This window comes from Wenzhouxiangella sp. 15190, assembly GCF_003417465.1.
In the GTDB taxonomy this organism is placed as follows: domain Bacteria; phylum Pseudomonadota; class Gammaproteobacteria; order Xanthomonadales; family Wenzhouxiangellaceae; genus Wenzhouxiangella.
On the sequence record NZ_QVMV01000027.1, the window covers coordinates 177,311 to 188,501 of the forward strand.

The 11,191-nt window shown below is 58.4% G+C and carries 14 protein-coding genes and 1 pseudogene; 2 read left to right on the forward strand and 13 right to left on the reverse strand.

The window, feature by feature from the left end:
• Window positions 1–51: 51 nt before the first annotated feature.
• From DZK26_RS07045 to DZK26_RS07060, 4 genes are all read right to left on the reverse strand, one after another.
• The gene (locus tag DZK26_RS07045; protein ID WP_181918392.1) at window positions 52–1,470 is read right to left on the reverse strand and encodes an amidohydrolase family protein; all 1,419 of its coding nucleotides are present in this window, start codon (window positions 1,468–1,470) and stop codon (window positions 52–54) included.
• Between the two features lie 56 nt (window positions 1,471–1,526).
• Entirely contained in the window at window positions 1,527–2,141 is a 615-nt protein-coding gene (locus tag DZK26_RS07050) for a cation transporter (protein WP_116898343.1), read from the reverse strand.
• An 83-nt stretch (window positions 2,142–2,224) separates the two neighbouring features.
• Window positions 2,225–2,560 carry a multidrug efflux SMR transporter gene (locus tag DZK26_RS07055; RefSeq protein WP_116898344.1) on the reverse strand — a complete coding sequence of 112 codons (336 nt, stop codon included), beginning with the start codon at window positions 2,558–2,560 and terminating at the stop codon, window positions 2,225–2,227.
• A 75-nt stretch (window positions 2,561–2,635) separates the two neighbouring features.
• Entirely contained in the window at window positions 2,636–2,905 is a 270-nt protein-coding gene (locus tag DZK26_RS07060; protein ID WP_116898345.1) for a PH domain-containing protein, read from the reverse strand.
• A 226-nt stretch (window positions 2,906–3,131) separates the two neighbouring features.
• Between DZK26_RS07060 and DZK26_RS07065 the strand changes: the two genes are divergently transcribed.
• Complete coding sequence (locus tag DZK26_RS07065) at window positions 3,132–4,346, forward strand: putative manganese transporter (RefSeq protein ID WP_220337155.1); 1,215 nt, start codon at window positions 3,132–3,134, stop codon at window positions 4,344–4,346.
• 19 nt (window positions 4,347–4,365) lie between these two features.
• Here the strand turns inward: DZK26_RS07065 and DZK26_RS07070 are convergent, their stop codons facing one another.
• The 5 genes from DZK26_RS07070 to DZK26_RS14555 all read right to left on the reverse strand — a co-directional run bounded on the left by DZK26_RS07070 (window position 4,366) and on the right by DZK26_RS14555 (window position 7,591).
• Window positions 4,366–4,806 (reverse strand): hypothetical protein, encoded by a 441-nt coding sequence (locus DZK26_RS07070; protein ID WP_116898346.1) that lies wholly within the window; start codon window positions 4,804–4,806, stop codon window positions 4,366–4,368.
• A 113-nt stretch (window positions 4,807–4,919) separates the two neighbouring features.
• The gene (locus DZK26_RS07075) at window positions 4,920–5,666 is read right to left on the reverse strand and encodes a ZIP family metal transporter (protein ID WP_116898347.1); all 747 of its coding nucleotides are present in this window, start codon (window positions 5,664–5,666) and stop codon (window positions 4,920–4,922) included.
• Window positions 5,663–6,217 carry a GNAT family N-acetyltransferase gene (locus DZK26_RS07080; RefSeq protein WP_116898348.1) on the reverse strand — a complete coding sequence of 185 codons (555 nt, stop codon included), beginning with the start codon at window positions 6,215–6,217 and terminating at the stop codon, window positions 5,663–5,665. Before DZK26_RS07080 ends, DZK26_RS07075 begins: the two co-directional genes overlap by 4 nt.
• A 20-nt stretch (window positions 6,218–6,237) precedes the next feature.
• Window positions 6,238–6,600: a cupin domain-containing protein gene (locus DZK26_RS07085; RefSeq protein ID WP_116898349.1), complete on the reverse strand. Its 363-nt coding sequence runs from the start codon at window positions 6,598–6,600 to the stop codon at window positions 6,238–6,240.
• Window positions 6,601–7,456: 856 nt separating this feature from the next.
• A complete protein-coding gene (locus DZK26_RS14555; RefSeq protein WP_258870867.1) occupies window positions 7,457–7,591 on the reverse strand; it encodes a hypothetical protein in 135 nt (44 codons plus the stop codon).
• A 345-nt stretch (window positions 7,592–7,936) separates the two neighbouring features.
• On the opposite strand from DZK26_RS14555, the gene DZK26_RS07090 reads away from it, so the two are divergent.
• Window positions 7,937–8,764 (forward strand): MipA/OmpV family protein, encoded by an 828-nt coding sequence (locus DZK26_RS07090; protein ID WP_116898350.1) that lies wholly within the window; start codon window positions 7,937–7,939, stop codon window positions 8,762–8,764.
• A gap of 480 nt (window positions 8,765–9,244) precedes the next feature.
• Here DZK26_RS07090 and DZK26_RS14730 read toward each other — a convergent pair.
• The 4 genes and pseudogenes from DZK26_RS14730 to DZK26_RS14735 form a co-directional block, all read right to left on the reverse strand.
• Window positions 9,245–9,689 (reverse strand): annotated as a pseudogene (locus tag DZK26_RS14730) (SRPBCC domain-containing protein).
• A 126-nt stretch (window positions 9,690–9,815) separates the two neighbouring features.
• Window positions 9,816–10,481: a hypothetical protein gene (locus tag DZK26_RS07105; RefSeq protein ID WP_116898353.1), complete on the reverse strand. Its 666-nt coding sequence runs from the start codon at window positions 10,479–10,481 to the stop codon at window positions 9,816–9,818.
• A gap of 164 nt (window positions 10,482–10,645) precedes the next feature.
• The gene (locus DZK26_RS07110) at window positions 10,646–10,885 is read right to left on the reverse strand and encodes a hypothetical protein (RefSeq protein WP_116898354.1); all 240 of its coding nucleotides are present in this window, start codon (window positions 10,883–10,885) and stop codon (window positions 10,646–10,648) included.
• Window positions 10,882–10,980 carry a hypothetical protein gene (locus tag DZK26_RS14735; protein ID WP_220337159.1) on the reverse strand — a complete coding sequence of 33 codons (99 nt, stop codon included), beginning with the start codon at window positions 10,978–10,980 and terminating at the stop codon, window positions 10,882–10,884. Before DZK26_RS14735 ends, DZK26_RS07110 begins: the two co-directional genes overlap by 4 nt.
• Window positions 10,981–11,191: the final 211 nt, after the last annotated feature.

The following is an 11,191-nucleotide window of genomic DNA, read 5'->3' on the forward strand; positions in this document are numbered from 1 at the left end:
GAGCCAGGCACCGGGCGCATCAAGACGTCACCGGCTCGAGCACTACACCAATCATTCTGCGGCGTAGGTCGTAATAGGCACCAGCTCCCCGGCACGCATCACGTGCGTGATGCTCCGGTAAGCGCCGGCTGATTGACTGGGATTATCTTCGAGTACGATCAGGTCGGCCAGTTTGCCGGCCGCCAGCGTCCCGAAGTCGTCCAGGCCACCCATTGCGGCCGCACCGTTGCGCGTGGACATGACAAGGATTTCCGAAGGCGGAATGCCGGCCGATTCCATGGCCTCCATCTCGGCATAGATGGACGGTCCGTGCAGGGTCAGCGGGTTGCCGGCATCGGTACTGGTCACCACGGGAACACCGGCCTCGTGCACCCGGATCAGATTCAATCCGGCGATGGCCCGGCCAGCCCCTTCATCGAGAAAACCCGAAAACACCCTCTCCAGGATCGCCCCTGTCAGCTGGCCGGCCGACCCGAGCTGGCCGGCCTCGGCAATCACCCGCTTGGTTTCGGAATCCACGCAACCATTGGGATCATCGATGGGCGGTGGTTCGACCCCCACCCTCACGCTGCTCATCGCACGACCCCAGTTCGCACCGACGATCAGGGTGGGCGCATAAAAGGCCTCGGCTTCTTGCAGGAGCTGGATGAACTCCTCATCTACGAGCTGATCTTCGACGCTGTGTACCAGCATCTGCGCACCGGCACGCAGGGCGGCCTTGGCATTTCGCAGCTCGGTCGCGTGCACGATCAGCGGCAGGCCGGCCTCGCGGGCGGCGTCTCCGATCAAGCCGACACGCTCGTCCATCGCCTCGCGCTGATTGGCTGGCGGATCCAGATACCAGACCTTGATCGCCTGCGCCCCTATCTCGACCAGCTGTTCCACGCTCTCCCTGGCGGCCTCGTCGGAATCCATCGGCAGGAACGTGTCCGTCCCCATCGCGCTCATCACGCCGAAGACCGGCTCGTAGTGGGTGATCAGCGGGCCGGCGGCCTTGTAGTGCGGCCGCTGCGAGGCGTCTTCATTCGACCGTCCGACGTCTAGCGTCCAGGGCAGCCCGCCGACGTCGTAGACGGCCGTGATACCCGAACACAGGTACGCGCGATGCCAGCGGCCGGGATCATCGCGCAGGGATCGCTGCAACGTCTCGTAGTCGTAGTGATCGGTTCCGATCCCGCTGTCGGGCCGGCCATCCAGCCAGCCGGTCTGCGCGTAATGCACGTGGCCGTCGACCAATCCGGGGGTGATGTGTCGCCCGGCCAGTTCGATGACTTCCACCTGGCCGTTCGTCACGCAATCGACCCGGGAACCAACACAGGTGATTCGCTCGTCCTCGATGAGTATGACGGCATCCTCCAGCGCCGGGCCGCCCGTCCCGTCATGGACGGTCGCACCGACCAGCGCGAGCTGCCCGGCCAGGGCGGGAGTGGCGAACAGTGTGACGATCGTCAGCAGGCAGGTTCCTTTCATCATCGGGCTCCGGTTGATTATTGTGGTTCTGAACAGGCTGTGGGGGCGTCGCTGGCTCAGGCGGGCGCCACCAGTTCGTCACGCGCGTTGCCGATCACCCGAAGGGCGGAACGCAGGAGATACAAAACCAGCAGGGAGGCCACCACGATGTCCGGCCAGCCGGTGCCGGTCAGCCACACGGCACCGGCGGCGAGGAATACGGACAGGTTGGCCACGATATCGTTTCGAGAGCACTCCCAGACCGAACTCATGTTCACATCGTCGGCGCGGTGGCGCCACAGCAGGTACAGGCAGGTGCCGTTGGCCGCCAATGCGATCAGGCTGAAAAGTCCCATCAACTCGAAGACCGGGGTTGTCGGCACGAAAAGACGATAGACGATCTGACCGGCCACGACGCCGGCTGCGAGCAGGATGAAGCCGCCCTTGAGCAGGGCCACGCGCGCCTTGGTGCGCCGCCCGCGCGCCACGGCATAGAGGCTGATCGCGTAGGTGAAGGCATCGCCGAGATTGTCCAGGCTATCGGCCAACATGGCGCTCGAACGAGCCACGAGCGCCGCGGCCACGATGACGAGAAACATCACCGCGTTGATGACAAAGACCGCACGCAAAGTGCCGCGCTGGCGCTGCTGCAGCAGCGCCATCGAATCATCGTGATCGCAGCATCCGCTCATGGTTTAAGACGGGTCAAAAATGGCGTGGCGGCTGTTCCGCCAGTTCAAACTTGAATGACCAGTCTAACTCACGGCCCGACGCTTTACCCGTTGGCCAGGGTCTTCGAAAAGAGATTGATGACCGCCACACCGATCACGATCAGCACGATTCCAACGATGGCCGGGGTATCCAGGGGCTGGTCGAAGGCTGCGTAGCCGACCAGCGCGATCAGTGCCACGCCTGCACCGGCCCAGATGGCGTATGCAATGCCGACCGGCAGCGTCTTGAGCGCCAGGCCGAGAAAGAAAAACGCGACGACGTAGGCCACGATAACCACAACCGAGGGGACCAGTCGTGTGAACCCTTCCGCACTTTTCAGGAACGAGGTGCCGATCACTTCGGCGACGATCGCGATCGACAGATACAGCCAGTGAGGCATTGCAGATCTCCGTTTGCTGCAGGCAGTTCCCTATTCATACGGGCGGAATCGAGATACACCGGCAAGCCCGGGTACTCATGCGCGCTGGCCGGCGTCGGTGCGCAGCCGCTCGAACTCCTGTGCGAAGCCTTCCCGGTCACGCGGTGAGATATAGACGGTCTGCCCGGCACCGTAATCGATGCGGAGCCGATCGAGCAAAAGGGCGGGGCTGGCGATCGGATTGGCGCTGGGCTCGGCCGACTGAATGGTGGACAGCAGGACGCGCCACCGAAATGGCCCGCTACTGATTCGCAGCTCCTTATCGTCCAGTCGGTACTTCGTGTCCAGGAGCAGCCAGGTATCAATTCGGGATTTCTAGACTCACGCCATCGTTCCCTGCAACATGCGTTCGAAAAAGATCCGGTGGCTCAGGAGGGCGCCGATTTACCACCTTGCCCATTTTTAAGGGACAGCCATTCCGAGTTCCGATGACCCCGCCATTCCCGGCCACGGACAATTGCATCGGCACTACGGTTGCCCCATTTTTGATCCTGAACGATTAAACTAAAGTGATTTGGACGGGACCGATTCCGTGACCGCGTTGATCATGGCCGCAAAACGGGGACTCGCCGATCTCCAGCTCTGGAGCCGACGGACGCTGTCCTGGCGAATCCTGATCCCGTTCGGCCTGCTGGCGCTCGGCCTGCTGTTTCCGGAGGCCGGACAGATCATGGTCGCGACCATCAGCGAGGCCTACCTGCAGGTCAGCGTATTCGTCGCGTTCACCCTGGCGCTGATCTACGGCGCCGAGCGCCTTTTCAATTTCGACACGGCCGCATTCCTGACCGGCCACCCACGCAGCCAGGTGCCCATTGCCGCCTTCCTGGGGGCATTGCCCGGCTGCGGCGGCGCCATCGTGGTGGTAACCCAGTACGTCAACGGTCACGTCGGCTTCGGCGCGCTGATTGCTGTGCTCACCGCAACCATGGGCGACGCCGCCTTCCTGCTGCTGGCACGCGAACCGACGACCGGGTTGATCGTGTTCGGCATGGGCATGGCAGTCGGCAGCCTCAGCGGCTATCTACTCGAAGCCATTCACGGCCGCGATTTCATGCGCCAGCAATCGCTGATTTCACCCGAAGAGGCCGAGCGGCGCGCCACGGCCGGCCGCCACCGTCCGGCGTCGATCAAGGCCCTTCATCCCATCTGGGTATTGCTGATGTTGCCGGGCGTTGTATTCGCCGTCCCCATCGCCATGCAGATCGACCCCAACACCTGGTTCGGAGCGCTGGCCGTCTACCAGCCGGTCACCTTGCTGGGCTTCGCCGGCGGGGTACTGGCCCTGATGATGTGGGCGGCACACCTGTCCTCCGACCCCGGCCACCAGTACACCGCCGCCAACCCCAACGACCTGGCCACGCCCCAACCGACGCCGACCTCGCGTGTGATCAACGACACCAACTTCGTCACCGTCTGGGTCATCGCCGCCTTCTTGCTGTTCGAACTCGGTGTGCATTTTTCCGGCGCCGACCTCAACTCGTGGTTTGCCGTGTGGGCGCCGCTGACACCGCTGATCGCCGCGCTGGTCGGCTTCCTCCCCGGCTGCGGCCCGCAGATCATCGTTACCACGCTCTACCTCACCGGCGCCATCCCGATGTCCGCGCTGTTCGCCAATGCCATCAGCAACGACGGCGACGCGCTGTTCCCGGCCATCGCCCTGGCGCCGAAAGCCGCCATCGTGGCCACGCTGTATACCGGCATTCCGGCACTGATCGTCGGGTACACGATGTACTTTCTGATGGACTGAAATCCGATTGGCTGCTCGGTCAGGATTGCATGTCCTGCGACTGGCTGGCGTGTGGGAAGGCTTCCTGAATGCTGCCACGCACGGGGCGCGACAGAAAGGTCTTCCTTAGCAGTGTCGTGGACAGGGGTTGGCGCCGATTCCAGGGCAACAGGGACACAAATCGCGCCATGCCGCAGTATCCGACAAGCACCAGGGCCCAGGTACCGATGGTTGGCAGCCAATACAAGAGTTGCAGGGGTTCGGGGAACGCGACGAGCAGCAAGGCCAGGTACCAGGCCCTGACCTGGATGGGGAAGGCGGCGAGGTTTTTCTCCCGCAGCAGGTAATGGATCAGCTGGATGACCGTGAGCGCGATGGCAAGAGGGAATCCAGGCAGATAACCCAAAACACCTGCGGTCAGGAGGCAAGCGGTGGCGAGCCAGTACCACCAGCTGAGCTTGTTGTAGTCGATCATCAACATGGCGATCGCGGATGCCGGTTATGGAGAGATACGGAATGGTGAGGGATTTGCCGCCAATGCATTGGCGGGGAGCCGCCTCGATCAAAAGCGCTCGGCGACCCGGCAATGCCGGGTCAGTGTGCCAGTACCAGCATCTGGAAAGCCATCATCACCGCAAAGGCCACAGTCACGGCGGTGGCGGCCGAACCGGAATCCACCTTTTCGAGTGCGTCGGGAAACAGTTCCGAGAAGAGCATCCAGATCATCGCCCCGGCCGCCAGCCCCAGCCCAACCGGCAGGAACGGCCGGAAGGTCTCGACGAAGATATAGGCGGGAGCGGCCATCAGCGGCTGCGGCAGGCTGGTGAAGATCGCCCACAGCGCCGCTTTCCATACCGGCGTTCCACGCGGGACCAGTACCAGGGCGATGGCCAGGCCTTCGGGCACGTTGTGGAAGGCGATCGCCAGGGTGATGTAGGTGCCCAGGCCTTCGGTGCCGGCAAAGGCCACTCCCACGCCGATGCCCTCGGCAAAGGAATGGGCCGTCATGATGCCGAGGATCAGCAGCGCTTTCGTGGCGTTCGCGCCCACCAGTTGCGCCACTTCGACATCGCCCCGGCTCGACAGCCAGCGGTCGGCGAGGACGATGGCGACGAGCCCGGCCAGCACACCGCCCAGCGTCAGTACCACATCGATCGAAACACCCTCGGCGATCAGGCTGTGGCTGGCGGCCAGCATCAATCCGGCTGCGGCGGCATTCGACCAGCCCATGGTCCGATCGGACACCTTTCTGACGAACAGGAAAGGCAGGGCACCCACGCCGGTCATCACCGCGGTAAAGAACGCCGCGGCTACAACGATCCAGAGGGCGGTCTCGGTCATCGATCAGTACCAGCGTTGTGCACTGCGAACCGAACGGGTTTGAACACGAAGTCCTCGGGGCCTGGAATCTGCATGGGATAGTAAGCCACGCCGTGCTTTTCCTGCTGCCCCGCCGTTGCCCCGAAACCCATCTTGCGATAGGCCTCGGTCGCATACCGCGATGCATTGACGGTAAGCGGCGCCGGCGCCGGAGATTCTCGCCACGGATTCGTCGCCTCGAACAGTAGCTGGCGGGCCAGGCCTCTTCGCTGAAAGGGTGTGTCCACAAACAGATAGTAAACGTGCGTCGGTGTGCTCATTGCGACGACGCCGGCCAGCGCTCGATCGGTTTCCGCGACATGGAACTCGAAACCCGACTCGAAGCGTTCGAGCATTCTCTCGGGCGCCAGTTCGGCCAGAAAGAATCGCCCGCCGGCCTCCGATAGATCCGGCAGAACGTATCGTCGGGTCAGTTCGGTCAGAAGTTGACTGATGGCTCCGGCATCGCCAACAACGGCCCGTCTGATGTGCGGCGCCGTTCCAGTCGATCGGCGCTCGTCACTGGACGTCATATTAGCCTGTCACCGCTGGGTCAGACCCAGACATCGTTTTCGGCCTCAAGCTCGCTGTCGGCGTCACCGGTGTTGACCACACCCCGTGGCTCCACGAGCAGCACGTGGCACTCTTCGTCGGCGAAAGGCCGATGCGCCACGCCCCTGGGAACCACGTACATCTCGCCCTCGTCCAGTTCGACCGTGCCGTCATGCAGTTCGATACCCATGGAGCCAGCCAGCACCAGAAAGACCTCGTCGGTGTCGTCGTGGCGGTGCCAGACGAATTTTCCCTCGAACTTGGCCAGCTTGAACTGGTAGTCGTCCATTTCGGCAACGACCCGTGGCGACCAGTGCTCGGAGAATCGCTCGAGTTTTTCCTTGAGATTGATGACCCCGGACATGTGGACGGCCGCTCCATTAACTGATGAGGCTAATCTTGCGACGATTGACCCTTCCGCGCAAGGAGATACCCGGCAGAGCCCACCAGGATCAGAAGCAGCGGAATCGCGCCGGGCTCGCTGTCGGCAATGATCTTCATGATCATCAACATGACGCCCAGGACAACCAGGCCCAACGCAAGATAGCGGCGGACCAGCCAATCGCGCGCCAGGGAAGTCCGGTGTCTGGCGGGGTGTCTTCGGGATGCCCGGCCATGGTGCGTACTCCGCTTTGGGGAGCGAGTACATTAACCGGGTTTCAGGGCGGGGAGATGGCCGAAAAATGGCGGCCATCTGGCAACGTCGGTCATCCGTGTCGGCAAGCTCGGTCGCTCTGATGGAATTGGGCTTGATCAAGTGCAACCGTAATCTCTCTTCCCCCAGTTGCTCGATCCTGTTGGCGCCGCCTGAGGCACTGAAGCCCTGGATCTAATCGGCACCTCCATAGGTGGTGGAAAGTAATTCCGGCGGATCTTTTCAAAGCTCATAGAGCGAGATTCGAACCCTTTTCCATGTAGGTATCCCTTTTGCCAATCCGGGCACGATGGAAGTTCTCGTCGACTGGCGTAACCTCCACACCCAACCGTACGCCGTTGGAGAATGCCAATGCATCCAGTTCGCCGGGCCCCGGATTCCAGGATTCTGAAAAGTCTCCGGTGCCGGGAGCGATAACCTATTGACGGGGGGAGTCCGAGTCAGCGCAGGGTTGCAGTTCATCGACCGACACCGCAAGGGCGAGCAACATCAAAACAGTTTCCACGAGCATGCTGTTCTCTTTGCTGCACAGAGAAGTGTTCTGCCTGGTAAGGATGCACATGTTCTACGGTGACAAACCCCCAGGCTCCATGTGCATCTCGAACTTCAGTTTTTCACATTGAGCCTCTGTGCCAGTTTGATGAAAGAATATCTTCTCGCCGGTAACTGGGTTTTCGATTATTTCATCGGCGCTTTCCATGCTTTCTCCTCCAGTTGATCCTCAAAAAAGCACTGCTGGTTCATGCCCGTGACCTGTTCTCGGGGGAAATTGCATAATACTCAGCGTCAGCGGCTCAACCAAGAGCGTAGCGAGTGATTTGGTCCGACTGCATGCGATTGTTAGGCCATATTATTCAATTTATACCAGTAGACCGCAATCTGTTCAGAATGGACTTTCATATTTTAAGATTAGAGGTCGAAAATCAGTTAGAACCAAATCTTCAAACGTGAAGTGACCGTATCTGATCTATCCACAGAAGGTTCACGCAGAATTCACATACTCGGAGAGATCTTATATACCAACATAACTTGGTACGTAATTTAAATGAAAACGTTTACAGGTTTGCTGTTGGCAGTGTTCATATTTGCGCTCCTCTTTCAAACAGCATTAGCACAGGACGGAAAAACAGCTTTGGTGCCCTTACCCTCGGTCGACGACTTTACGAGGGGTGATGATGGCTGGGGTTTCGGGCTGGGCCTGGGTGTTGAATACGAATCTGCCTACGAAGGATCGGATGAATTCGGCTTCGAAGTCCAGCCTGCTGGTGCAGCACAATGGCGCAGGGGTGATGACGTTTTCTACTGGGCCGGTGAGGCGCTTGGGTGGCGTGGCCTTCGTGCTGATACGTGGCTTTTCGACGCCGCCCTGGCCTTCGATGAAGGTCGTGAAGAAAGTGATTCCGATGACGGTCGATTGGATGGACTCGGCGATTCAGATGAGGGTCTTGAACTTGTGCTGCAAGCCCGTCGCGCTTTCGATGCCAATTGGCGTTATTGGCTGGATGGTCGAGTCGTAACCGGCGAGAACGGAAACCTTGGTCTTTTCGGGGCCGGGCGCCGCTTCGGCAACCAGAATGACGGAACCGGTTCTGAACTTGCTATCGTTGCAGTTTTTCACGATAGCGAGCGTGCCAATAGAGATTTCGGAGTCACCGCATTGCAGTCAGCTGCATCGGGACTGAATGAGACCGACCTGAGCGGCGGATTCCGCTCGATTGGGGTCAATTACAATTATCGTAATTACATCAACGAGAATTGGCAGATTTTCGGCGAGGCGCTCTATGAGCGTTATAGTAGCGACATTGAGGATAGCCCAATCGCACGCAACAACTATGAAGCCGAAGTAGGCGTCGGATTCATTTACGTATTCTAGGCCGCCTAACGATTTAGCTAAGCGGCACGCGTAAGCGCATCCGGTAGAGTCCCGATAGGGACGGAACGTACTTTGGCGACTTGTTATAAAAGAGCCTGAAAGGGGCTAAGGTAGCCGGCACAAATCACGCTTCTCTAGACGTTCAACCAGTCTCACAGCATCCTTAAGCTTTTGAGTTACGCGTTCTCGTTGGTTGGCATCTACCACTAGATCAGGTCTGATATGGGGCACTTCGCTTCGCAAGAAAGTACAGTTCATTCGAATTAGTTCCTCATACGACTGGCTTTCTGCGGCCTTGATATTTCCCGTATAGATGTATGCTGAGGATTGAGCCTGGGCACGGTGCAGATAGCGCCGGGCTTCATCGATGAACTTCGAGGGATTTGCTCCGGATTGCTCTGGAGTCACACTGAAAGCTAACACCGAGCTCACAGGCAAAAATTGAGCGCAGCGAAATCTCTTGTCCTGTGCAGCGCCTGGTTATACGGCACTTCTTACCTGCTCAAGCACGCGTGTGAGCCGATCAAGATTTTGCTCATTTGCCGGGCCTGCCCTTTCTTTGACTACCTGCGCAGTTTGAGCATCGTCGAACACCTGAGTCCAGGTTACGTGCGTTCCACGACCTTTAGCAGTGAGTTCAACTGTGAGTCGAAAATTTGGCGGGCAGTCATGTTGAATGACTATTTTCGAATTGGGTTCAAGTGCTTCGAACCTGCTCTCGTTCTGGTAGTCGGTTCCGTCTGGGGCGTGCATAACGAACTTCCAGCGCCCCCCCTTCCGTGAACTCATGAATTTCGAAGGTATTTGAAAAACCCTCAGGCCCCCACCATGCGGCCAACAATTCAGGCGAAGCAAATGCCCCGTAAATTTCTTCTGGGGAAAAAGGCAGAGTTCTGGAAGTACGCAGCGTCCTGTCGTCAGTCATTCATGGAACTCCGAGTTGCGTGGGATTCGCGCCGTATAACGCCGGGAATCAGCCGGGCGGTTGTATGCGTCGGCTGAGTTAGCCTGGTTAGCTCTCGAGATTGACTTAGTGTCTACTTTAATAAATCTATCGGTGTCGACCGAAGAACTGTGGATTAGTCTTGATGAATGAGTCAATCCAACGTTCGAGAAAGGATTCGTTGTTAGCCGTTTTGATATAGCCATACCCAAGCACTGCTATTATCAAGGCTCCCGCAGCATCGACAATAAGATCCCACATTGTGTCAGTCAAACCAGAAGGATCACCTAGCATCTCCTTTTGCATATTCATACCGAAGTAGCTATCCATACTGAACTCGAAAATCTCCCAGAAGACGCCTATGCCTACTGCGAACAAGAAGGCAAAAAAGGCAATGAAGCCGGGTTGCATACTCACGTCAATATCTTCTGTTTCGTTTAGTATGTATACCAATAGAAATCCAATAATCCCAAGCAAAAACCCAGACCCAGTATGAAGAACCAGATCCCACCACCAGAAACGGACGTAGTACCCATGAACTTCACCAAGAAATACCGACGCAAAAACGAAGGTAATTGCGAGAAGCACAAACTCAGGAGGGATAAAAACGCTAAATCGCCTTGACAGAAATAGTGGGACGAGTGTTACTAAAATGATTCCACTCGTGATCACAGCGGCAAGCCACTGCTGTTCCCAGACAGCAGCCACAACCCCAACAGCTAGTATTAACTGGAGCACTAAGGTCAATCGGCGATGTATCAATTGTTGCCTCATTCAGATGCCACTCTAGTGATGGTTAGCTTAAATAAATCGAAAGGATTATCGCCGCTTCCACACCACTATCAAGGCAGAGTAGCGAGCTAACGATTAGCTAAGCGGCGCGCCTCTGGCGCGTCCGGTGGAGGCCCGACAGGGCCGGAACGTACTTGAGCGACTTGTTATGCGATTTGCTGCAAGGAATTTGCAAGATCGCGGCCCGCAGTAGGCGGTGGGAGCGACTTCCCTTCTTGGTGGTAAAGCTGAATGATTTCGTCAACGATCTGACAGAGCTTGTCGAACACTTCCTTCTCGTCGAGACCGTGGCAACCTCCATAGACCAACCCGGGGGCGCTACCCACGAAGCACTGATCTTCCTCGGACCACTCAACAATCTTGGCGTAGAGGGCACTTTCCTTCATTTGTTCGCCTCCTGGACGGCCTTTTCTACCGCCCGAATCTGATATTTCTTGGCGTCATCGCCGAGTTTGCCGGAAATCGTCACGGGTTTCGACACATTTGGGTGGACGAAATTCCGGTGGCTGCCCTTCCCCCGCGGTCTCGAAAGCCCGCCCTCTCAAGACTTTTTACCAGTTCTCGCACTTTGGGCGGCACTAAGGACTCCTATCGACGCGGTGCCGATCGCATAACGATTTAGCTAAGCGGCGCGCGTAAGCGCGTCCGGTGGAGGCCCGACAGGGCCGGAACGTACTTGAGCGACTTGTTAT